We start from the raw sequence: 22,742 nt of genomic DNA on the forward strand, positions 1-22,742 counted from the left end.
CACGGCCTACCGGTCACCGCACCGCTCGGGCCTTGGCGGCCCTCCCGCGCTGTCGTTTCCTCCCGGGCGTGAACGCCCGGGGTTCCACGCCAGATCACGCTGAACGCCACCGGCCGGCCACACCAGGCGACCGCGAATCTCTCGCACTTTGGGCCTTCCACAAAAGAAGAGAAGAGTTAACGTGCAAGACATATTCCTGCGCAACCGATGGCCTGCGAGAGGAGACCTTAACGTTCGCGACACCTTTCGCCGCAACTTCTGACCTACGATTCGCGGATTGATCGCATTTTTCTTCGGGGAGGGGATGCTATGGATGTCAACCACGAAAGCATGGAGCGTAGCGGCAAGCTCATCCGCGACGTGGGCGAAGAGTTCGGCACGGACATCGCTCAGAACTTCATGACGCTGCGCTCGATCGACCGCCACCTCGGCGACCCGGCCTCCGACGAGGCCGCACGGATCTTCCGCAAGGGCCAGGACGGTCACCCGGGCTACGAGGCCGCGGTCCGTGACCTGGAGATGGCCGCGAAGAACATGGACAAGGCCTATGAGGCCATCGGCCGGGCCATCGTGGCGATGAGCGAGAACGTCAGGACGGCCGACTGGGCGAGCATGGTCGACATCGGATCCGTGAGGGCGATCATCGACTTCGGCGAGAGTCCGAACGACCCCATCAGCGTCCCGGCCACCCAGGTCGAGACGACCTGATCAGGAGGGGATGTCATGCCCCTCGGGCTGGGTAGCAAGGTCGCGCTGGGCAGTATGGCCGGCGCCGGCGCCGCCGGGATTCTGGCGCCAGAGTTCCTGTTCGGGATCTCTTATCTGAGCGGCGACCCGGACTGGATCCGGGACGCGGCCAATGTCCACGACGACATCGCCGACAGGATCGACAAGACCTTCCAGGACGCGAACAAGGCCGCCACCGCGGTCTGGAAGGACAGCTCCGGTGAACCGGTCTCCGCCTTCAAGAGATTCTGGGAGAAGGAGTACGGCCCTGCCGTGTACAAGATCTCCGTCAAGCACCGCAACATGGCCCAGGCGTGCCGGGCCTACGCGAAGGTCGTCGAGGACACGAACCAGGCGCTGAAGGTGCTGTGCTGGATCATGACGGTGGACATGATGTTCACGATCGGATACCAGGTGCTCACCTGGAAGATCCTGGCGGCGGTCATGAAGAGGCAGGCGCTTCTGCTCAAGGAGGTGTCCAGCAAGTTCGTCAAGATGTTGCTGCCGACCTTCATGTACTGGACCGCCGACAGCGCGGCCTACGCCGCGGGGGAGGTCGCGTTCCCCCTGGCCCTCAACTACCTGGGCGGGATCAAGACCGACATGTCCGGCGCCGAGGTCAGGTCGGTCGGCTACAACGCCACCGCCTTCCGCGAGCACTTCATCGCCACCGTGCTCTTCAACGGCGTCATCGACGGCGGCCTCGCGACCATGGCGAAGATTCCAGGGGTGCGGGTCCTCGCCCAGGACGTCAAGTTGCCGAACGGGGTGGTCCTGAACACCGCCACCACCGTGCCCCGATTCCTGGCTTCGATCTCGTACTCGGGGATCATGGACGTGCAGCACGGAGACAACCCTCTGCCCGGGGCCGAGAAAGGCCTGACCGAAGAGGAGATGTACCAGAAGTTCATCGTCCACGGAACGCGTACCTTCTTCCCGAGGCCGCCCAAGAACTAGGAGAGCCCGCGAAGCGTCCCGCGGCGGCTACCGGCGCGGGGGCGCCTGCCGGTCGTCCTCGCCGAGGTAGGGGCGGGTGAGGTCCATGAGACGCCGCGCCGCGTCCTCGGTCGCGCGCCGCGCCGCGTCGAGGATGGCCTCGGCCAGTTCCTCCGAGCCCATCTTCATGGCCCTGGGATCGATGCGCAGGGAGGTCAACTCCCCCGAGGACGAGACCTGGACCGTGATCCTGTCGCCGGCCCCCGTCGCCTGCCCGCGCACGTCACCGATCTGCTCCATGACCCCGGAGAGCTCCTTGGAGTTGGACTTGAACTCCGCCATGAGCCGGTCGAGCTCGGGGTCGCCGGTTGATTCATCCCGTTTCATCATGATCTCGGACCCTACCCGATCACGGAGCGAACGTTCAGCGCCCACGCGCCGCCCGGAAACCGGACGGCACCGGAAGCCCCCGGCAGGCGAAAGCCCGGGGCCACGCGGGCTCCCGGGCTTCGGCGGGCTCAGCGCTGGGCCTGGAACATCCAGCGTTGCTTGTCGATCTCCTGGGTGGCGGCGATGAGCAGATCCTGGGTGACCGGGTCCGCCTCTTCGGTCGCCTCGACCCGCTCGCGCATCCGCTGGCCGATGCCGTCGAGGATGTCGCTCATACTGGCCACGACCTTGCCGTCCTCGATCCAGCCCCGCTCCGGCTGCGTCACCTTGGTGGCCTTGCCGAGGGTGGTGGAGCGCCCGTCAGGGTTCAGGCCGATCGCCGCCGCCCGTTCGGCGATGGTGTCGGCGTGCCGCCGCGCCAGTGACGTCACCTCGTCCAGCTGGAGGTGGACCTGGCGGAAGTGCGAGCCGATCACGTTCCAGTGCATCTGCTTGGCGACCAGCGACAGGTCGATGAGATCGACCAGGGCTCCCTGCAAGGCCTCCGCGACCGTGTTCTTCGCGTCACCCGAAAGCGGGCCCGTGATCTTAGCCATGTCGTTTCCTCCCCGTTGGTTCGACAACATGCTCGTCTCTATATGCACCAAATCGGGCGCTCTAATCATCCGGTTGACACTGCAACAGTGACAGTGTCACTGTGAGGGTATGAGCGACACCTGGACCATCGGCGAGCTGGCCGAGCGCGCGGCAGACCTGCTGCGCGGCCACGCCCAGCCGGCCAACGGCCGGGTCCGCGACGTGCCGGGCGAGCGCCTGATCAGGTGGTACACGACCATCGGCCTCGTCGACCCACCCCTGTCCCGGCGCGGCCGGGTCGCCCGATACGGCCGCCGCCACCTGTTGCAACTGGTCGCCGTCAAGCGGCTCCAGGCGGCCGGGAGGTCGATCGCGGACATCCAGACCGCCCTCGCCGGGGCGACCGACTCGATGCTGGAGGCGGCGGCCCTGCCGCTCCCCACCGCCCCGGCGCCCGCCGCTCCGGCACCCGCCGCTCCGGGGGCCGGGGCTCCGGGGGCCGGGGCTCCGGTGCCGGCACCCGCTCGGGAGGCGCCGCAGTCACCTGGCGCCGGTTCGGCGGTCACCCGCTCCCGGTTCTGGACCCGCCCGCCGTACGACGCCGACGGCTCGGGCGCTCCACCGGCGCATGACGTACCCGGCCCGGAAAGTCCGTCCGGGCCGGACGGCGCGCGCGACGGCGTGCGGATCTCGGGCGACGGGGCGGGGCACACGGCCGGTGGGCTGGTGCGGGGAGTCAGGCTCGCGACGGGGGTGACGCTGGTGCTCGACGGCGCCGGCCGCATCCCGACTTCAGACGACATCCAGGCGGTGCTGACCGCGGCCGGGCCGCTGCTGGCGGCGCTCGACGAAAGGGAGCTGCTATGAAGATCACCACGCTCGCGCCGGAGCGGTGCCGGCCGGTGCCCGACGCGGGGTTCGGCGCGCTGCGCACCGAACGGGGCAACCTGCCGCTGGAGAGCGTCGACGTGACGGCCGGCATCTCCGGTCTCGTCGCCGGCGTCGAGGTGGCGCAGGGCTTCCGCAACCCGTTCGACGTCACGCTGGAGGCCACGTACGTCTTCCCGCTGCCGGACCGGGCGGCGGTGACGGCGTTCAGGATGGAGGCCGACGACCGGGTCATCGAGGGCGAGCTGAAGGAGCGCGGCCAGGCCAGAGCCGACTACGACCAGGCGTTGCGCGAGGGCCGCAGGGCCGCGATCGCCGAGGAGGAGCGGCCGGACGTGTTCACCATCAGGGTGGGCAACATCCTGCCCGGCGAACGCGTCACGGTCCGGCTGTCGCTCAGCCAGCCGTTGCCGTACGAGGACGGCGCGGCCACCTTCCGCTTCCCGCTGGTCGTCGCGCCCCGCTACGTGCCGGGTGTCCCGCTCGACGGCCCGCCGGCGGGCGCCGGCACCGTGCCCGACACCGACGCGGTGCCCGACGCCTCGCGTGTCACTCCCCCGGTGCTGCTGCCCGGCTTCCCCGACCCGGTGCGCCTGTCGCTCGCCGCGACGGTCGACCCGGCCGGGCTGGACCTGCGCGAGCTGGCCTCCAGCCTGCACGTGGTCGAGGAGGAGGGCCACACCGTACGGCTGCGCCCCGGCGAACGCCTCGACCGCGACTTCATCCTGCGCCTGTCGTTCGAGACGTCCACGTCGTTGCAGCTCGACGACGAGGGGACGTTCGCGCTGACCGTGGTGCCACCGGAGGCGCAGGCCACCCGGACGCCGCGCGACCTCGTGCTGCTGCTCGACCGGTCGGGCAGCATGAGCGGCTGGAAGATGGTCGCGGCTCGGCGCGCCGCAGCCCGCATCGTCGACACGCTCGCCGCCGAGGACCGCTTCGCGGTGCTGGCCTTCGACTCGGTGGTGGAGCAGGCGTTCGACGGGCTCGTGGCGGGCTCCGACCGCAACCGCTACCGGGCCGTCGAGCATCTGGCCCGCGTGGACGCCCGCGGCGGCACCGAGCTGCTGGAGCCGCTGCGCGAGGCCGTCGCGCTGCTGGCGCCCACCGAGGGCAGGGATCGGGTGCTGGTCCTGGTCACCGACGGCCAGGTGGGCAACGAGGACCAGATCCTGGAGCGGGCGGGCGGCGCCCTGTCGGCCATGCGCGTCCACGTGGTCGGCATCGACCGGGCGGTCAACGCCGGGTTCCTGGGCCGGCTGGCCGGGCTGGGCGCGGGCCGGTGCGAGCTGGTCGAGTCGGAGGACCGGCTCGACGCGGCCATGGAGCAGATCCACCGCCGGATCGGCGCGCCCGTGGTGACGGACCTGTCGCTCAAGGGGCTCGACGTGGAGCCGGGCACGGTGACCCATCTGGGGTCGATGTTCCCCGGGGTGCCGCTGCGGGTGTACGGCCGGCGCCGTTCCGGCGACTCGGTGACCGTACGCGGCCTGGCGGCGGGCGCGCCGTGGGAGCGGCAGGTCGTGGGCACGGTGGTGGACAACCCCGCGCTGCGCGCCGTCTGGGCCCGCGCCCACCTGCGCGAGCTGGAGGACCGCTACGCCATGGGCGAGCACGAGCTGGAGTCCGAGATCGTCCGGGTCTCGCTCGAGTACGGCGTGCTGTGCCGCTTCACCGCCTACGTGGCGGTGGACACCCGGCAGGTCGCCGAGGGCGGGCCGGAGCACCGGGTGATCCAGCCGGTCGAGCCGCCGAGCGGCTGGGAGATGCCCACGGCCCCGCCTCCGATGTCCGGGTTCGTGGCCCAGGCCGCGGTGATGGCCGCGCCCCCGGCGTTCCGGGCCAGGCCGGCGAGCTTCGAGGCGGCGCTGGAGGACGAGGGCTTCCGTGGCGCGCCGTCGGGCAGGCCGGGAGGCGGGCCGGCCGGCAGACCGGCGGGCGGGCCGGCGGGCGGGCCGATGGGCGGGCCGATGGGCGGTTCGGCCGGCGGCTCCGTGGGGCCGCGCGGGCCCGCCTTCGCGCCTCCCGTGCCGCCCCGTCCGGCCCGCCGCGCGCCGCAGGGCCTGGAGGCCGTCCGCGGGCAGTTGACGGCCGAGCTCGACCGGCTCAGGGCACTGCCCGTGGCCGACGTGTTCTACCTGGCCGACCTGGGCTCCCGGCTGGCCGCCCTGTCCGCCTACCTGGGCGACCACGCGGAGCTCTCCGCGCTGGCCCGCGAGCTGGAGGCGGCCGAGCGGCCGGGGGCGGATCCGCGGGCGTTGCGGGCGCACGCCATCGAGGTGCTCACCGCCCTCACCGGCGGCGCACCGCACGGCGGATCGGCTCCGGAGCAGCCGCGCCGCCCCTTCTGGAAACGCGCCTGACCGGGCGCTGCGGTCGTTCGAGCGGCGTGGGCTGATCGAGATCGGCGCCGGCGAGGTGAAGGTGCTCGACGCCGGGACTCTGGCCAGAATCGCCGGTATGCCTATACTCCGGAAATGATCGCGTATGAGGGTTTCGGCGGGCGGGTGGGCAGGACGTTCGCGGGGTCGGAGTCGTGGTGGCCGACGCGGCCCACACCCGGTCCCGGCGCCCCGAACATCGTGATCGTCCTCGTTGACGACGTCGGCTTCGGCGACCTGGGCTGCTACGGCTCCGAGATCCCCACTCCGCACCTGGACGAGCTGGCCGGGCAGGGCGTCCAGTGGACCGACTTCCACGTCACGCCGATGTGCTCGCCCACCCGGGCCGCGTTGCTGACCGGAGTCGACCCGCACCTGGCCGGGGTGGGGCACATCGCCAACTCCGACCCCGGATTCCCCGGCTACGCCGGGGAGCTCGCTCCGGACGCCTTCACGATGGCCGAGCTCTTCCGGGCGGCCGGATGGCAGACCATGGCCGTGGGCAAGTGGCATCTGACCAAGGACTCCGACATGTCAGACGCCGGGCCCCGGCACGCCTGGCCGTTGCAGCGGGGATTCGACCGGTTCTACGGGTTCCTGGAGGCGTTCACCGACTTCCACCACCCGCACCGCCTCATCCGCGACAACTCCGCCGTCGAGGTGGACCGCTACCCCGACGGCTACCACCTGACCGACGACCTCACGCGCGAGGCCGTCGCGATGGTCAGGCAGGCGAGCACGGCCCGGACGCCCTTCCTGCTCTATCTGGCCCACGGCGCCGCCCACGCCCCGCTTCAGGCCCCGCCGGGCGACATCGCGCGCCACAGGGGCAGGTACGACGACGGCTGGGACGCGATCCGCGAACGCCGCTTCGCCCGCCAGCTCGACCTGGGCCTCTTCCCGCCCGGCACCGAGCTGCCACCCCGCAACGCCGAGCCGGGCGACGACGTCCCCGCCTGGGCGGACCTCTCCCCCGACCGTCGACGGGTGTTCGCCCGCTACATGGAGGTCTACGCCGCCATGATCACCGGGATCGACCGCAGCGTGGGCGTCCTGCGCGAGACCCTGGCCGAGCTGGGCGAGCTGGACAACACGATCTTCGTCTTCACCTCCGACAACGGCGCGTCCAGGGAGGGCGAGGAGCACGGCACCACCCAGTACCTGCGCACCCTGCTGTCCGCCAACAGCCGCCACGACCGGGAGGACCCCGCGGCCGACCTGGCCCGGCTCGACCTGATCGGCGGCCCGCGCACGCTCTCGCACTACCCGCGCGGCTGGGCGATGGCCTCCAACACGCCCTTCCGCCTGTACAAGCGCAACACCCACGCGGGTGGCCACGCCGTGCCGTTCCTCATCTCCTGGCCGGCGGGCCTGCCGCAGCGGGGAGAGCGTCGCGGCCAGTGGGGCTACGTCACGGACGTGCTGCCCACCCTGATCGAGCTGACCGGGATCGAGGCGCCCGAGGGCCGGCCCAGGAAGGGCGCCTCCCTGGTGAAGGCCCTGCACGACGCCGAGGCCGTACACGATCATCAGGAGCAGCTCGCCGAGTTGCAGGGACACCGCGGCTACCTGCGCGGCGAGTGGGAGATCGTCACCCGGCACGCCCCGCTGACTCCCTTCGGCGAGCACGAGTGGGAGCTGTACCACCGGCCGAGCGACCCCACCCAGCTGCGCGACAGGGCGGCCGAGCGGCCGGAGAAGGTGCGCGAGCTGGCCGCGGCCTGGGAGGAGGCGGCCCACGCCGGGCAGGTGTATCCGCTCGACGAGGGCTCGCGCCTGCGCTACCTGCTGCGGCCGCCGTGGCATCGCGCCCCCCAGCCCGTACGGCTGACGCCGCGCACGCACACCCTGGAGCGGTGGCAGGCGTTGCAGCTCGTCCAGTGGCGCTCGTTCACCGTCGAGGCCCGCATCGGCGCCCCGGGCAGGGGCGTGCTGGTGGCGCACGGCGGGCAGGGCGGCGGCTACCTGCTCTACGTCGAGGACGAGCTGGTGTTCGCCCACAACGGCTACGGCGAGCTGCGCCTGCTCCACGCGGGCGCCCCCGGCGGGCACATCAGGGTGGAGGTCACCGCGCCGGGCGGCTGGCGGTGGGACGTGTCCGTGACCGTGGACGGCGAGCCGCGCGGCACGCTGACCGGCCTGCCCATGCTCGCGGCGTTCTGCCCCATGGAGGGGATCGACGTCGGCGTCGACCGGCGCTCCCCCGTGTCCTGGGACGTGTACGAGCGTCACGGCCCGTTCGCCTTCACCGGGGTGCTCGACGAGGTGGTCTACACCCCGGGCGACTTCGCCCCCGACGCCGGCGACAACTTCGTCGACCTCGTCAGGGAGATCGGTCTGAAGTACGAATAGGCGCCGACCGGAGCCGGCGGCCTGTTCGCCCGGCGGCCGCCGGAGCGGGAACGGCCCCGTGCGGCCCCTAGGCTGGAGAGGTGAGCACACTTGTCCTGGACGGCGGGCTGGCCACCCACCTCGAAGCACTCGGGGCCGACCTGAGCGACGAGCTCTGGTCCGCGCGGCTGCTGCTGGAGGATCCCGGCCTGATCCGGCGCGTCCACGCCGACTACTTCGCGGCCGGGGCCGACGTGGCCACGACCGCCAGTTACCAGGCCTCGCTCCAGGGGTTCGCGCGCCGGGGGCTGGACATGCCCCGGGCCGAGGGGCTCATCCGGCTGTCGGTGGAGCTGGCCGCGCAGGCCCGCGACGAGGCCGGTGGCGGCCTGGTGGCCGCGTCGGTCGGCCCCTACGGCGCCTTCCTGGCCGACGGGTCCGAATACACCGGCGTCTACGACCTCGACGAGGACGGCCTGCTGGCCTGGCACCGGCCGCGCTGGGAGATCCTCGCCTCGGCCGGGGCCGACCTGCTGGCCTGCGAGACCATCCCGTCCTACCCGGAGGCGCGGGCGCTGGCCCGGTTGCTGCGCGAGACGCCGTCGGTCAAGGCGTGGGTGAGCTTCTCCTGCCGCGACGGCGAGCACCTCAACGACGGCACGCCGATCAGCGAGGCCGCCGCCCTGTTCGCCGGCGGCACCCAGGTGGTGGCCGTGGGGGCCAACTGCACCGCGCCGCGGCACATCCCCGGTCTCATCGCCTCGCTCACCGGCGGGCTGCCCGTCGTCGTCTACCCCAACTCGGGCGAGACGTGGGACGCCGGGCGCCGCCGATGGCTGGGCCTGGCCGACCCCGTGGAGTACGGCCAGGCCGCCAAGGAGTGGGAGCGGGCCGGCGCCTCGCTGATCGGCGGCTGCTGCCGCACCGATCCCGGCTTCATCCGGCAGATCCGCGCCCACCTGTCCTGAACGGCCTCGGCAGGTCAGCCCTTGTGAGCCCGGGCGGTCCGTTCCATCTCGACCTTGGCGCTGGCGGCGTACTTGTCGACGTACTCCTGCTCCGACAGCTCCATGAGCGCGTACATGATCTCGTCGGTCACCGCGCGCAGCACCAGCCGGTCCTCCTCCATGCCGTAGTAGCGGGAGAAGTCGAGCGGCTTGCCGAACCGGACGCCGGGCCGGATGCCGAGCTTGGGCATCGGACGGCCGGGGGGCATCATCTCGAAGGTGTTGACCATGGCCCACGGGATGACCGGGGCGCGCGACTCCAGCGCCAGCCGGGCGACGCCGGTCTTGCCCTTGTAGAGGCGGCCGTCGGGTGAACGGGTGCCCTCGGGGTAGATGCCTAGCAGGTTGCCCTCGCCCAGCACCCGCAGGCCGGTGCGCAGGGCGGCCTCGCTGGCCTTGCCGCCGGAGCGGTCGATCGGCACGGTGCCGACTCCGCTGAAGAACAGGCGGCTGAGGAAACCCTTGACGCCGCGGCCGGTGAAGTAGTCGGACTTGCCCAGCGAGATGACCTTGCGGCGTAGCTGGAGCGGCCCGAAGAAGTGGTCGGCGAACGACAGGTGGTTGCCGGCCAGAATCGCCGGGCCCTGCCTGGGCACATTCTCGACACCCTCGGCCCAGGGCCGGAAGACGATGCGGAGGATCGGCCCCAAGATGGCCTTGACCACCCAGTAGAACACCCGGCCACCTCACATTCACGGCTTTCTCGGCGAGCAGAGTCATCTTCGCATCTCAGGACCGATGCTCATACACCACCTCTCGCACAAAGCCCCAGGATCGTGCGACGATCGGGCCAATCCGGGATGAAATCCCTAAGAGGAGCTGTTATGCCGCTCATGCCAGGCGCGGAACCCTACCACCATGACGCGGGTCAGATCGGCGTGCTGCTGTGCCACGGTTTCACCGGCTCGCCGCAGTCGTTGCGGCCATGGGGTGAATACCTGGTCGATCACGGCCTGAGCGTCTCGTTGCCACGCCTGCCCGGCCACGGCACCTCCTGGCAGGAGATGAACCATACCCGGTGGGAGGACTGGTACGCCGAGGTGGAGAAGGCGTTCGAGGACCTCCAGGGCCGCTGCGCCGAGGTGTTCGTGGCGGGCCTGTCGATGGGGGGCTCCCTCGCGCTGCGCCTGGCCGAGGTGCACGGCGACGCGATCAGGGGCCTGGTGCTGGCGAACCCGTCGATCACCAACGACGTGCCGCTGCTCAAGCTGGCGCCGGTGCTGAAATGGTTTCTGTCGTCGGTGCCCGGCGTGGCCAACGACATCAAGAAACCCGGCGTGACCGAGGTGGGCTACGACCGCACCCCGGTCAAGGCCGCCGCCTCACTGCCGGCGCTGTGGTCACTGGTGCAGGCGGACCTGGACAGGGTCACGCAGCCGGTGCTCGTCTACCACAGCGCCGACGACCATGTGGTGAAACCGACCGGCGTGGCGATCATTCGTCAGAGGATCCCGCAGGCCACGATCGAGGAGCTGACCGATAGCTACCATGTTGCGACTCTGGACAACGATGCCTCCAGGATCTTTGCCGGGAGCCTCGACTTCATCAGGACCCATGCCTCGGTACCCTTGCGGAGGGACTGATCGCACCCAGGGGGAAGTCGCGATCGCTGCGGAGAGGCCGATCTAGGTGACGCCCCAGAGTGACGAGGACGAGGTCTGGCGGCAGATCGTCGCGTCCTTCAACGACACGGCCGAGCGCGACTCGGCCGATCAGCCATGGCCCGACAGCGAGAATCTCCCGGTCGAGCCGGTCCGCCGCGTGGTGAAGCCCCCGGAGTCCGCCGAAGCCGAGGACGGCCCCGAGGACGACGGCGACGAGGGCCGCGCCCCGGCGTCCGACGACGACGAGGGGCACTTCCAGCCGCCTCCGCCGCCGCCGCTGCCCAAGCTCGACCTGCCCACCAAGCTCGCCTGGGTGGCGCTGTTCGGCGGCCCCGCCTACCTGCTGGTGGCGGCGATGGCCGGCTGGCGGATGGAGGGCTGGGCGCTGTTCACCGCCGTGGCGGCGTTCATCGGCGGCTTCGTGGCGCTGGTGGTGCGCATGGGCGACGGCCCGCCCAACGACTCGGGCTGGGACGACGGGGCCGTGCTCTAGCCGCGCCCTGGTCGTGCTGCGGCCGCGCGCTCCCAGGGGCCGGCCGGCAGAGCGCCTCACGCGGCTCAGGAGCCGACCAGGCGCGCGAGGTTGACGGCGGCGGCCAGCAGGGAGAAATCCGCATCGATAGGCCGCCATCCCGCCGCAGTTCACGGTGCCGGCGGATCTCAGTGGTGGCCTGGCTGACCCGGCTGGCCGCCCACCCGATCAGCGCGATCGCCGCCCGGTCGGGGTTCACCAGCTCCGCGCATTTCAGCCAGGCATTCCGCAGCGCCTATGGCCTGTCGCCGCGCCAGTTCCGCCAGAAGTGCGCAACCGCGCGCGCTGACTAAAGACCTGTGCACTCTCCCGAAAGACGCGGTCAGGCTCCGGCCTTCATCCTCATTTGGTGAAGGAGAAGACGCCAAGCCCTGGTGCTCACGCGGCTCGTCTGTTTGCCGTGCGAGCCGGGGCCATGAGGACCCAGACCGTGCGGATGGTGTGCCTCTGCTGAAGGGGCGCTAACCAGCACGATTTCCAGAATCGGAGTCAGGATGACTTTCCAGATCAGAGCGCGGCGATGGACGGTCGTGATGGCCGGCATCCTGTCGTCGGCTCTGGTAGTGGCATCTCAGCCGTCGAAATCGAACGCGAGTTCCGCCGTGGCTCCCCTCGACCAGTCACAGGGAGGCGCGCTGCATTTCTTCAGAGTCGACGCGTCCGCCCCGGCCGGCTACGTCGACTAGGGCGGCTGCGGGCAGCTCGGAGGATGTCACGGACCGTACGCGTTTCTACGTACGTGCGAAAGCCGCTCCTAGGGTGACGGCCCGGTCGTGGCGTCCCTCCCACAGTGAACCCATCGACCTACCAGAGGGGGGCTACCCGATGAACACGTCGGCGTCGTGCTCGCGCTCATCGCGGGCGCGCCGGCCTCGGTGGCCGCGTACCGCTCCCGCGAGGCGTGAGAGTTCCGGATCGGACGTGTTCTTGCACGAACAATGCGGGAACACGCGGCCCCTGGCCTGTCGGCGCGCTCACCGGGCGGTTGCCAAGATTCGCTCGATGAGGCGGGGGGACAAGGGCAACGGGGGACCACAAGAGGATTTGGTCGTGGCCCGTGATGAATGGCACGGTCCGGGAGTTCGATAAGGGTAACGGCCGTCTTTGTCGTGCGGCCGTAGGCGGTTTGGGGGACGGCGATTCTTGGTTCAGTCGAGTTCAGAGTGCTGGGCGGGCTGGTGCTGCGGGCCAATGGACAGCTGCTCGCGCTGGGAACCCCGAAACAGCGGACGCTCACCTCCATTCTGCTGGTGAGGACGAATTCGGTGGTTCCCTTTCACGAGATCATCGAGGAATTATGGGGTGCCGTTCCACCCAAATCCGCGACGGCGAACCTCCGGACGTATGCCGCTCGGCTGCGGGCGACGCTCCCGCCGGCGGAGCGCGATCGCCTGATCGTCCGCCCGTTCGGCTATCAGCTGTGTGTCAAGGCGGGAGAGCTCGACCTGAAGGTGTTCGAGGACAGGATCGCGTCCGGCCACGCGGCTCTGGAGAAGGGAGACGCCGAAGAGGCGTTGCGGCACCTCGAATCAGGGCTTGCCCTTTGGCGGGGACGGCTGCTCGAGGACGTCCCGCATGGACCGGTCATCACCGCTCGCGATGTCGCGATCAGCGCGCAGCGGCATTCGGCCGAGGAAGACCGCTGCGAGGCGTTGCTGATGTCCGGCCGACCGGCCCTCGCAGCGGGGCCGCTTCGCTCGCTGGTCGCGGAGCACCCTCTGCGAGAACGAGCGTGGGCGCTGCTGATGCGCGCACTTTACGCCACCGACGACCTCGAGGGTGCGCTCGACGCCTACTCCCGGGCACGCACCGCGATGACCGAAGCGCTGGGCATCGAGCCCGCCGAGGAACTGCGGCACCTTCACCTGGCCATCCTGCGCCGGGATCTGCGCCAGCCCCGCGCCGTCGCCTCGGTGACGACGCCCAGGCCACGCCAGCTACCGCCGGAGCCCACCGTCACGGGACGCACGGCAGAGCTCACGAAACTCACCGACCATCTCGGCGCCCCAGGCGGCGTCGTTGGCGTGCATGGCCCGGCCGGCAGCGGGAAGTCCGCCTTGGCGGTGGGTGCGGCTCATCGGGTCGCGGATCGATATCCAGACGGCCAACTGTACCTGGATCTGCGACCGGGCCGCGGACGCGACGACCCGCTCTGCCGGCTCCTGCGGGGTCTGGACGTGAGTGTGACCGATCCCGACGCCGCTCTCGCGAGCTACCGGTCACGGCTGGCGGACCGCCGCATGCTGGTGCTGCTGGACAACGCCACCGACGCCGCTCAGGTTCGCCCGCTCATCCCGTCCACTCCTCGCTGCACCGTCCTGCTGACGAGTTGCCCGATGCTCTCGACGCTCGACGGCGCCCTGCACCTCCGGGTGCGCGAGCTCGGCCAGGCTGAATCCCTGGCTCTGCTCTCCCTGCACTGCGATCCGGCGCGGTTGCGGGAGGATCCGGACGCGTCCGCCGAGCTGGTGCGCTTGTGCGATCGGCTGCCGCTGGCGCTGCGAATCGCGGCCGCGCGGCTGGCCGCACGCCCCGGCCGGCCGATCCGCGAGCTGGTCGAGCTGCTGGTGGACGATAGGTGCCGACTGGACGAGCTCGAAGCGGGTGACCTATCGGTCCTGGCCAGCTTGCTGGGCCCGTACGACGTGCTCAAGGCGAGTGAGCGCCCGGTGGATCGGCTCGCGGTGCGGGTGTTCGAGCGGCTCGGATCGCTACCGGTCGCGAGCTTCCAGGTGGCGGACGTCGCCCGGAGCCTCTGGATGCCCGTCGGTGCGGTCGGGCGGGCCATGGACCGGCTGGTCGAGGTGGAGCTGCTGAGCTTCGACCAGCGTGACCAGTACCGGTTGTCGGAGCTGTACCGGCTGCTCTCCCGGAGGGTCGCCACGACGCCGGCGTGCCGCCCAGCCTGGCTCATGCCAAGCGCCTGATCATGATGCCCAGCAGGTTGTCGGCGCCAAAGAGGCCGCACGTACGGGAATCCAGACTGATAGCGGCGTTGTCGCCACGCACGATGAACGCGCCGTCGGGCACCGGGGAGCGCGCGGGCCGGTCGGCGGCGGGGGCCACGTCGGCGGGGATGGGGTCGCCCGCCACCGCCGTCACTCGTTTGACCAGCAACTTGTGTCCCTCGTGCTCTTCGCCGTTCACATCCGGCGGCGGCTTCCATCGCACCACGACGACATCGCCCCGGCGCAATCGTGCGACGCCTCGCCGTCTCACCAGCACACGCTCGCCCCCGGTGAACGTGGGAGCCATGCTCTCGCCTTCGATCGTCACCGCGACGAACCGCCGCCGGACGTATACGGCGGAGAGTGTGAGGGCGCCGCCGAGGACGGTGAAAATCCATCCGGTCATGGGATCACGCTCACACTGGTGTGGTAGCCCTGCGCCTGCAGGGTGAACAGCCGCGCGTACGCGCCACCCCGCGCGACAAGATCGTCATGGGTTCCGTGCTCGATCACCCGTCCGTCCTGGAGAACGGCGATCGCGTCCGCTTCTCGCAGGGAACCGAGCCGGTGGGACACGAGCACGCTGGTTCGACCCTCGCGATATCGCCGCAGATGCTGATGGATCTCGTGCTCGGCCTCGGCGTCGAGTCCCGAACTCGGCTCGTCGAGAATCATCACGTCGCAGTGGCCGCGGAGCATCGCCCGGGCGAGCGCGACTCGTTGCCACTGACCGCCGGACAGGAAGATACCCGTGCTCACGTCGTTCTTGTCCTCCTCACTGAAGAACTGCCGGGACAGCAACGTGTCGTAGCCGTGGGGCAGTTCGGCCAGGACGGGGTGAGCTCCGGCATCGCGGGCCGCGGCCGTGAGGCGGGGCTGGTCGTCGAGAGCCCGCAGATCCCCGAGTCCGATGTTCTCCGCGGCGGTCAGATCGTAGGACATGTAGTCCTGGAACACCGCGCTTATCCTGCGGCGCAGCACCTCCGGGGGCACGTCGCGCACATCCACGCCGTCCCAGAGGATCGCGCCCCGGTCCGGATCGTAGAACCGGCACAGCAGCTTGACGATCGTGCTCTTGCCCGCGCCGTTCAGCCCGACCAGCCCGAGCGCGCGGCCGTGGGGGATGAACAGGTCGACGCCGCGCAGCACCCAGGGATGGTCGATCGAGTACCGAAACCACACGTCGCGAAACTCGATCCCGCTGCGTAGCCGCGCCAGCGGACGCGGACGCGGCGGTGTGGGGAGATCCGGCCCGGCGTTCACGACATGGCGGTAGTGCGCGAACATCAGGAGCTGGTAGTGAGCGCCCGCTGCCTCGGTGACGAGGTTTCCGAGGGCGAGTCCCACGCCCGCGACCGCGGCGACGAACATCGTGACGTCACCCACGGAGATCAGCCCCGAGCCGGCCGCTCTGATGGCCCAGACAAGCCCGATGCCGGACACGGTCGCGCTGATCAGGCCGAGGCCGCCCTGCGTCAGCAGCTCGCGCCGGGTGGTACGGCGCTGAGCCGCGTTCGAGGAGAGCCGCTCGGCCCGCATCCGGCCGCGCAGGTAGTCGCCGATGCCGAACAGTCGCACTTCTTTGGCCGCGTCCACGTTCGCCAGCAAGGAGCCGAAGAAGATCTCCCGTCTCTGCATCGGCCCGATCTGCCAGAACATCTGAGCCCGCCGCCGGGACAGCAAGAACTCGGCCACCGCCATCGGTACCGCGCCTGCCAGCACCGCCACGGTCATTACGGGACTGATGACGATGAGCGAGCCCATGAATCCGGCCACGCTGATCACGGCCCGGATGAAGGAGAGCGCGGCGGCCACGACCCTGCCGGGGGCGATGCCGCCGGACTCCTTGGCCAGGCGCAGGCGATCCAGGAAGACCGGCTCCTCGAAACGCTGGAGCCCGACGAAGGAGTTGACGGCCGCGTAGAGGCGGTCGTCGGCCACCAGTGCCACGGCGCGACTGAGCTCTTCGCCGACGTACTGGGTTGCGCGCGGCAGGACGGTGGACAAGGCACCGATGATCGCCAGGCCGGCGCCGAGACCGGTGAGCGACGCCACGGCGACCCGGCCGGAAGCGATCTGGTCGAGGAGCAGCTTGGTCAGCCACGAGATCGCGACGGGGAGGGCGCCGCTCACGATTGTGAGGCCGACGTACGTCAGCAGCCTGCCCGGCCCAGCGCGCCAAGCCAGGCCGATGGCCTGATCAACCCCGCCTGGGCGAGGAGAACGCAGAGTCACGCGGGCGCCGTTCCCCGGAGCAAGTGCATGCCGGGCTCCATTCCCGACCGGAGCACCCACCCAGCCTGGTCCACCACGCCGAAGATCGGGAACCCCTTCACACCGAAGGCCGCTGCTATTGGCCCGTTAGGTGCTTCGACCACGACCTTCGCGACCGAGGTCAGTCTCTCGATGTACTCGGCGGCGGCTGCACGCCTTCCGAACACCACGATCATGGTGTCCTGCCGGCCGCCGGGCCAGGCTCGCGCGGTCTCGATGAGTTCGGGCATGCGTTCGTCGCAGGGGGTGCAGCCAGGGCTCACGAAGCCGACGAACGTTTCGCCCGCGAGCAGGTCGCGCCCAAGGGGCTCGCCCTCGGTCGTGGTGCCGTCGAACTCGGCTACTCGCCGACCCGCCGGCATATCAGGACCGTCCATCGAGGCTGCGGGTGTGGTGCCGCGGGCGAGAAGATCCGTGTGTTCCCGTAGGCGACGGATCACTCCGAACGTGAGCAACAGATTGAGCACCGTCAGCACACCGACGAGCGCGACGAGACTTAACACGACTCTTCCCCTTTCGCCATGACCGGTGCCAGACCGTAACCGCCCGGGCGATAGGCCACGCACATGTTCTCGTGTATCGGCCCTATCGCCGGTGTATCTACGGTCGAGCCGAACAACTCGTCGAGGTGTACGGGAGGTACACATGAATAGAATGTTCGGCCGGGCCAGCGACGTGATCCTCAGATTGCTGGTCCCCAATAAGGAGGCAGAGGCTGGCTGGATCGGATGCTGCGATATCCGCATCTGCTCGTATTCAACCAATACCTACCCCTTCTACAAGTGCGCCCACTGCGTCGATCCACGCTGCTGACGATCAGGTGGCGGGTCCGTGAGTAGTCACCTGCTTACGACCGTGGCGGGGTCGCCCACCGGCCCCGCCATACGGGTCGTCCGAAGGCGTTGCCCACGTCTCGGGCAGGGATACGATCGTGAACGAGTCCGATGGTGAGGCTGAAATGTATGTCTTGCTGGGGTGTGCTGTGTCGTTGTGCGCAGTATTCGGAGCGTCGCTGGCGAGCAAGACCGGACGCGGCTCATTCCGCGCCTTCGCCACGTCTGCGGGCCCCTTGAGACTGTTTCCAACGCACTGGCGGGCCTGGTTGGCCGCCACCGTGGTTGCCGCGGAGGTCGCTGTGCTCGCCGGGCTCATCGCTGGCCTGTTCAGCCCCTGGTGGACGGCGCTCACCACCGTCGCACTGCTCGCCTTCGCGGGCGCTGCACTGCTGCTGACCACGTTCACCGTCGCCATCATGATGTCGCTGCGCCGGGGCGACCGTGCGCCGTGCCGCTGTTTCGGAGATAGCCAGGAACCGCTCGGGCATGGCCATGCCGTGCGAAACCTGCTGCTGCTCACCGTGGCTGCCGTCGGCGCAGGCACGGCCGTGCTGGCAGAACCCACCGTCGTCCAGCCCGCTGGTGTGGTGGTGGCGGTGGTCGCGGGTCTGGTGGCCGGACTGCTCGCTGTACGGTTCGACGACGTGGCCGACCTGATAGGAGGCTCACCTGACCTGCCGATCGGCAGCGGAGTTCCTCGCACGCCACACCCGGTGAGAGACGCTCGGTCCATCTGAGTGTCTGCTCAATGTCCGGTTATTGCCCTGGCCGCTGCCATCTCGGATGGTGAATGTTGTGGCGCAGGCACGAACGAAAACGATCTCTCATTCACCCCATCGCTATCTTGGAAAGGACGCACCATGCGGAAACTGGCTTACCGGACCGCGACCCTGATCGGGCTGAACAACGGCAAGATGGGCGGCCGCTACTGGTGGTTCCACTAGAGACCTCTGGGGTGGGCGGCTGGTTCTCCCCCAGCCACCTACCCCCGTGTGAACGGAAAGGTGGCGCCGCCATGACCGCACCAGCTCTCAGCCAGATACCAGGTCCTACTGGACGTCGGCTGCTCGACACCACCTACGAGTACGAGCGTGACCGCCTCGGCTTCATCACCCGCTGTCAACGAGAGTTCGGTGATGTGTTCCGGTTCAGTCCGACGACGGTCGTGGTATCGCATCCGGACGTCATCCACGACCTCTTCCTGCGTACCAACACCGACTTCCGCACCGAGGGCTCGCTGTTCTCCGGCGACCGGACCCCGTGGGAGGAGCAGGCGCAGGAGACGGAGTCGAACATGCTCGCGCGCAGAAAGGGCTGGCGGGGGGTCAGCAGGTCGGCCGCCGGGGCACACGGCGCGCGTTTCCTTGATCACCTGGACACCCTGGTCCGCGGTTCCGGCGGCCGGGCCGTCGAGGTCTTTCCGATGATGAAAGCGTTCTCCGGATTCGCGGTCGCCGACTACTGCCTGGGAGGCCACGGCGACGACGTGACGGGGATCGCCGACGCCATCGACGCCGGCGCGAGCGCGTCCGTCCGGCTCATGGCGAGCTCCCTGAGCCTGCCGCGATGGCTCCCGCTACCGAGCGTCCTTCGGGCCAAGAGGACGAAGCGACGGGCGATGGCGCGGCTCGAACGGCACGTGGCCGGTCGGTCGCCGGGGCTCGCCGGGGCGGAGCCGCGGGATCTCCTCGATGTACTCCTGGCCGGTCGGGGAGCCGCCCTCGACAGGGCCGCCGTCGTACGGCTGATGGACGTCGTTCTGCGCGCCTCGCACGGCGTCCCCGGTGCCACTCTGGCGTGGGCGGTACGGCAGTTCGCGCTCCGGCCTGAGCACCTGGAGCGGGTCCGTACCGAGGGAGAGGTCGTCCGGGCGGCGAGACACGGCGAGTCAGTGGCGGTCTCGGAGTTTCCCTACACCGCGGCGTTCCTCAATGAGCTGCTGCGCGCCTTCCCACCGACGTGGCTGATGGGGCGGTGGGTCCAGCGAGACACCGGCTTAGCCGGTTTCCGCCTCCGGCGCGGCGAGCAGGTGATGTTCAGCGCCCACCACGTGCACCGAGATCCACGCTGGTGGGACGATCCACACGAGTTCCGGCCGGAACGCTGGCTGGAACGGGACCGTCCCTATGTGGGGCGAGCGTACTTCCCGTTCGGCGCCGGCCCGCGTATCTGCTTCGGCAACCAGCTCGGCCTGGTTCAGCTGACCCTCACGATCGCCTGGCTGGCCGCCGCGTACGACATTGAGGCGATCAACGTCACCGAGGCGTTGCCTGCTCCGGAGGCTCTGTTCGTGCCCAGCGGACTGGAAGCGCGCTTCCGGCCCCGCCGGGCGAGCACCTGACACCTCTGAGCATTCCACCCCTGTCGGGGAATGTCCGCGCCTCGGAGGTTCAGCCGCGTACCACCGCGGTAGGGGCGTGCCCGCGGCTGCCACCAACTGGACGCGTGATCACTCCAAGCTGCGACACCGGTCACCTAGGAGTCGGCCGGCAGCGGCTCGCGCGGCCCGAACGACTCCACGACGTCGGTGTAGCGATCGGTGGCGTCGACGGCGTGCCCGACCGCCCACACGGCGCCCTTGCCCGCGAGGTAGGTGACCGCCTGCAGCCGGACACTGTTCCTGCCCCGCGCGGCTCCGCCCCGGATGATCGCGCAGTCGTCCTTCTCGCAGCGCAGCATGAACGGCTTCGCCGCGTGCGACGGGTCGTAGCCGGAGATCCAGTAGCGGCCCTTGCCGTCACCGGTCACGCCGTAGAGGCGCGAGTCGGTGCCGGGCAGCTCGATCCGCTGCCAGCGCTTGCCGTTCCACGACAGCACGAGCGGCTCGACGTCGTCGGGCCCGTGGTAGACGCCGCCGACCGCCAGCGCCCGCTTGGCGCTGTCGACCTGTACGTCACGCAGGTAGCCGCCCGGGATGTCGGGCACCTTCATGGTCTTCCACGCGTCGCCGGAGCGGTGCACGATCAACGGCCGGGTGCCGGTGTCGCCCACGGCGAACCCGGCGGACACCGCGTAGAGGGCACCCTGGTCCGCGGTCTCCTGGACGGTCCAGCGGCCGTTCTGGCCGGTCACGATGAGCCCGGCGACGGCGTTGCCCTTGGCCGGGTCGCGGCTGGTGCCGCTGCCCACGGCCACGACCCGGCCGGGCTCGGCGGAGATGCCCCCCAGCCAGTCGCCCGCCCGCAGCCCGTCGGCCCGGACCCGGTCGAACCCGGTGATGCCGCCGTGGGCCAGATAGGGCAGGCCGTCACGGCCGTCGCCCACGGCCCACACGTCGTTCGGGGAGGCGGCGGCGATGCCGCGCAGATTGCCCGCGGTGGTGGCGTCGCGGACCGGCACCTCCGACCAGCTGTCGCCGTTCCAGTGGCGGATGGTGCCGCGGTTCTTCCAGACGTCCCAGATCTCCTGCTGGCCGACGGCCCACACGTCGCCCGAGGCGAGCGCGAGCACGTCGGAGAGCGAGCCGTCGGCGTCCAGGCGCACGCTCGTCGACTGCTGCCAGGCCTCGATCGAGTCCATCGAGGCGGGGCGTGGATCGGCATGCGCGGCGAGCGTGACCTGGGACAAGGCCACGGACGTCGCCAAGATCAAGGTGAGCGCACGCCGCCGAAAGCGACGGGTCATGAACAAATGCTACGGGCTGGCGGCCCGCCGCCCTGCCGTTAGGTGTCAATTCGCAACTCGGCGACGACCGGCAGATGGTCGGTGGCCTCGGCCAGATCGGCGGCCGGGGCGTCGGCGCCGCCGCACGAGACGACCGTCAGCTCCGGGGCGGCGAACACCGCGTCGATGCGCGCCTGCGGGCGCCTGGCGGTGAACGTCAGTCCGTCGCCCGTGGGCGCGCGCGGGTAGCAGTCGACGAGCCGCCCCGCCAGATAGCGCCAGGTCGGCTCGTGATCACGCTCGTTGAAGTCGCCGCCCAGCACGACCGCCGCGCCGAACCAGGAGGCCGCTCTCTCCAGTAACGTCAGCGCCTCGGTCGCGTGGTGCAGCCGGGCCGCGCCGTTGAGGTCGAGATGGAGCGAGCCCACGGCGAGCCGCGCGCCGTCCACCTCCACGACCGCGATCGCCAGGCCGCGGATCTCCAGGCCCACGAAGACCCGGAGCACGTGGCTCTCGGCGTGCAGCACCCTGACGCGGGGTGCGGCGAGCACCGCCACCCCGCCGAGCCGTCCTCCGGCCACCACCCGCAGCCCGGCCGCCTCGGCCAGCCCCTGCCGCCTGGCCCGCCAGTTGAGCAGTCGCGGCGCCTCCTGCAGGCACAGGACGTCGCACCGCATCGCGGTGATCACACGCAGCAGCGCGGGAACGCTGTCTCTCAACCCTCGGACGTTGTAGGTGCCCACCCTCACGGTCACGGACGGAATCCTGCCCCGTCAGCGCAGCCTGGCGAGGTCCGCCGCCCCCACCACCCCGGCGGAGGCGCCCAGCTCGGCCAGGCGGATCTCGGCGAGCGGCCGGTGCCCGTTGCCGGTCAGCCGCTCGGCGAACGCCTTGCGGGCCCGGTCGAGGAAGAGGTCGGCCGCCCGGGACACGCCACCGCCCACGATGAAGCAGCCGGGGTCGAGGATCGCGGCCAGGTCGGCCATGCCCTGGCCGAGCCAGTCGGCGAGGGTGTCGAACGCGGCCAGCGCCACCGCGTCGCCGCGCCGCGCGGCCTCGGTGACCTCCTCGCCCTCGATCTTGCCGCCGGCCAGGCCGAGCAGGATCCGGGCGTCCTCGGGCCGCTCCGCGGCGAGCTCCCTGGCCTCGATGACCAGCGCGTTGCCGCTGGCGTACTGCTCCCAGCAGCCCGTCTGGCCGCAGCCGCACGGCCGGCCGCCGGGCCGCACCTGCATGTGGCCGAGCTCGGCGCCCATGCCCCAGCGGCCCCGGTAGAGGCTGCCGTCGAACACCAGCCCGCCGCCGATGCCGGTGCCGAGCGTGACGCAGACCACGTGGGACTGGCCCCGGCCGGCGCCGAACCTGGTCTCGCCCCAGGCCATGGCGTTGGCGTCGTTCTCCACCACGATGGGCAGGCCGACCAGACCGCTGATCTTCTTCTGCAGGGGCTCCTCGCGCCAGGCCAGGTTGGGCGCGAAGCGCACCATCGACCGGGTCTCGTCGACGAAACCGGCGGCGCCGACGCCGACGGCCTCGATCTCTCTGCCCTCGGCCAGCTCGCGGACGACGTCGGCCACCGTCTCGGCCACCAGGTCGGGCCGGTCGGCGGGAGTCGGCCGCAACGCCTCCTGGACGATCCGGCCCTCGTCGTCGACGATCCCCGCCCCGACTTTGGTGCCGCCGATGTCCACACCGATCGTGAGCATGTCG

General features: G+C 70.5%; 21 protein-coding genes. 12 read left to right on the forward strand and 9 right to left on the reverse strand.

What is annotated here, in order from left to right:
• Positions 1-309: 309 nt before the first annotated feature.
• Together IEY82_RS20950 and IEY82_RS20955 are read left to right on the forward strand one after the other, a co-directional pair.
• Positions 310-708, forward strand: a complete 399-nt coding sequence (locus tag IEY82_RS20950) for a hypothetical protein (RefSeq protein WP_189125877.1) — start codon at positions 310-312, stop codon at positions 706-708.
• A gap of 15 nt (positions 709-723) precedes the next feature.
• Positions 724-1,683 (forward strand): WXG100-like domain-containing protein, encoded by a 960-nt coding sequence (locus IEY82_RS20955; protein WP_189125878.1) that lies wholly within the window; start codon positions 724-726, stop codon positions 1,681-1,683.
• Between the two features lie 27 nt (positions 1,684-1,710).
• On the opposite strand, the gene IEY82_RS20960 is transcribed toward IEY82_RS20955, so the two are convergent.
• Positions 1,711-2,052 carry a YbaB/EbfC family nucleoid-associated protein gene (locus IEY82_RS20960; RefSeq protein ID WP_189125879.1) on the reverse strand — a complete coding sequence of 114 codons (342 nt, stop codon included), beginning with the start codon at positions 2,050-2,052 and terminating at the stop codon, positions 1,711-1,713.
• A gap of 128 nt (positions 2,053-2,180) precedes the next feature.
• Complete coding sequence (locus tag IEY82_RS20965; protein WP_189125880.1) at positions 2,181-2,648, reverse strand: Dps family protein; 468 nt, start codon at positions 2,646-2,648, stop codon at positions 2,181-2,183.
• 109 nt (positions 2,649-2,757) lie between these two features.
• On the opposite strand from IEY82_RS20965, the gene IEY82_RS39250 reads away from it, so the two are divergent.
• The 4 genes from IEY82_RS39250 (at position 2,758) to mmuM (ending at position 9,196) form a co-directional block, all read left to right on the forward strand.
• Positions 2,758-3,495: a helix-turn-helix domain-containing protein gene (locus tag IEY82_RS39250; protein WP_225263593.1), complete on the forward strand. Its 738-nt coding sequence runs from the start codon at positions 2,758-2,760 to the stop codon at positions 3,493-3,495.
• Positions 3,492-5,879: a VIT domain-containing protein gene (locus IEY82_RS20975; protein WP_189125881.1), complete on the forward strand. Its 2,388-nt coding sequence runs from the start codon at positions 3,492-3,494 to the stop codon at positions 5,877-5,879. The genes IEY82_RS39250 and IEY82_RS20975 overlap by 4 nt, the downstream gene beginning before the upstream one ends.
• Positions 5,880-5,993: 114 nt before the next feature.
• Positions 5,994-8,249 carry an arylsulfatase gene (locus IEY82_RS20980; protein ID WP_189125882.1) on the forward strand — a complete coding sequence of 752 codons (2,256 nt, stop codon included), beginning with the start codon at positions 5,994-5,996 and terminating at the stop codon, positions 8,247-8,249.
• Positions 8,250-8,329: 80 nt separating this feature from the next.
• Positions 8,330-9,196 carry a homocysteine S-methyltransferase gene (gene mmuM, locus IEY82_RS20985; RefSeq protein ID WP_189125883.1) on the forward strand — a complete coding sequence of 289 codons (867 nt, stop codon included), beginning with the start codon at positions 8,330-8,332 and terminating at the stop codon, positions 9,194-9,196.
• 14 nt (positions 9,197-9,210) lie between these two features.
• On the opposite strand, the gene IEY82_RS20990 is transcribed toward mmuM, so the two are convergent.
• Positions 9,211-9,912 carry a lysophospholipid acyltransferase family protein gene (locus IEY82_RS20990; protein WP_189125884.1) on the reverse strand — a complete coding sequence of 234 codons (702 nt, stop codon included), beginning with the start codon at positions 9,910-9,912 and terminating at the stop codon, positions 9,211-9,213.
• A 147-nt stretch (positions 9,913-10,059) separates the two neighbouring features.
• On the opposite strand from IEY82_RS20990, the gene IEY82_RS20995 reads away from it, so the two are divergent.
• The 4 genes from IEY82_RS20995 (at position 10,060) to IEY82_RS21010 (ending at position 14,298) form a co-directional block, all read left to right on the forward strand.
• Positions 10,060-10,818 carry an alpha/beta hydrolase gene (locus tag IEY82_RS20995; RefSeq protein WP_189125885.1) on the forward strand — a complete coding sequence of 253 codons (759 nt, stop codon included), beginning with the start codon at positions 10,060-10,062 and terminating at the stop codon, positions 10,816-10,818.
• A gap of 46 nt (positions 10,819-10,864) precedes the next feature.
• The gene (locus IEY82_RS21000; RefSeq protein ID WP_189125886.1) at positions 10,865-11,332 is read left to right on the forward strand and encodes a hypothetical protein; all 468 of its coding nucleotides are present in this window, start codon (positions 10,865-10,867) and stop codon (positions 11,330-11,332) included.
• A 164-nt stretch (positions 11,333-11,496) separates the two neighbouring features.
• Positions 11,497-11,664, forward strand: coding sequence for a helix-turn-helix domain-containing protein (locus IEY82_RS39255; protein ID WP_268241131.1), 168 nt, complete (start codon positions 11,497-11,499; stop codon positions 11,662-11,664).
• Positions 11,665-12,534: 870 nt separating this feature from the next.
• A complete protein-coding gene (locus IEY82_RS21010) occupies positions 12,535-14,298 on the forward strand; it encodes an AfsR/SARP family transcriptional regulator (protein WP_189125887.1) in 1,764 nt (587 codons plus the stop codon).
• Here the strand turns inward: IEY82_RS21010 and IEY82_RS21015 are convergent.
• The 3 genes from IEY82_RS21015 to IEY82_RS21025 form a co-directional block, all read right to left on the reverse strand.
• Positions 14,282-14,725, reverse strand: a complete 444-nt coding sequence (locus IEY82_RS21015) for a S26 family signal peptidase (protein ID WP_189125888.1) — start codon at positions 14,723-14,725, stop codon at positions 14,282-14,284. The genes IEY82_RS21010 and IEY82_RS21015 overlap by 17 nt on opposite strands.
• A complete protein-coding gene (locus IEY82_RS21020; protein WP_225263589.1) occupies positions 14,722-16,452 on the reverse strand; it encodes an ABC transporter ATP-binding protein in 1,731 nt (576 codons plus the stop codon). Before IEY82_RS21020 ends, IEY82_RS21015 begins: the two co-directional genes overlap by 4 nt.
• A gap of 98 nt (positions 16,453-16,550) precedes the next feature.
• Positions 16,551-17,096, reverse strand: coding sequence for a TlpA family protein disulfide reductase (locus IEY82_RS21025; RefSeq protein ID WP_189125890.1), 546 nt, complete (start codon positions 17,094-17,096; stop codon positions 16,551-16,553).
• A 428-nt stretch (positions 17,097-17,524) separates the two neighbouring features.
• Here IEY82_RS21025 and IEY82_RS21030 point away from each other — a divergent pair, with 428 nt between their 5' ends.
• Complete coding sequence (locus IEY82_RS21030) at positions 17,525-18,166, forward strand: MauE/DoxX family redox-associated membrane protein (RefSeq protein WP_189125891.1); 642 nt, start codon at positions 17,525-17,527, stop codon at positions 18,164-18,166.
• A gap of 278 nt (positions 18,167-18,444) precedes the next feature.
• Positions 18,445-19,770, forward strand: a complete 1,326-nt coding sequence (locus tag IEY82_RS21035; RefSeq protein WP_189125892.1) for a cytochrome P450 — start codon at positions 18,445-18,447, stop codon at positions 19,768-19,770.
• A 134-nt stretch (positions 19,771-19,904) separates the two neighbouring features.
• Here the strand turns inward: IEY82_RS21035 and IEY82_RS21040 are convergent, their stop codons facing one another.
• Genes IEY82_RS21040 through IEY82_RS21050 form a run of 3 tightly spaced genes read right to left on the reverse strand, consistent with a single transcriptional unit; the run spans position 19,905 to position 22,738 of the window.
• Positions 19,905-21,053 (reverse strand): hypothetical protein, encoded by a 1,149-nt coding sequence (locus IEY82_RS21040; protein ID WP_225263587.1) that lies wholly within the window; start codon positions 21,051-21,053, stop codon positions 19,905-19,907.
• Positions 21,054-21,091: 38 nt separating this feature from the next.
• A complete protein-coding gene (locus IEY82_RS21045; RefSeq protein WP_189125893.1) occupies positions 21,092-21,787 on the reverse strand; it encodes an endonuclease/exonuclease/phosphatase family protein in 696 nt (231 codons plus the stop codon).
• An 18-nt stretch (positions 21,788-21,805) separates the two neighbouring features.
• Positions 21,806-22,738, reverse strand: coding sequence for an ROK family glucokinase (locus tag IEY82_RS21050; protein WP_189125894.1), 933 nt, complete (start codon positions 22,736-22,738; stop codon positions 21,806-21,808).
• Positions 22,739-22,742: the final 4 nt, after the last annotated feature.

This window comes from Nonomuraea cavernae, assembly GCF_014646355.1.
Taxonomy (GTDB): Bacteria; Actinomycetota; Actinomycetes; order Streptosporangiales; family Streptosporangiaceae; genus Nonomuraea; species Nonomuraea cavernae.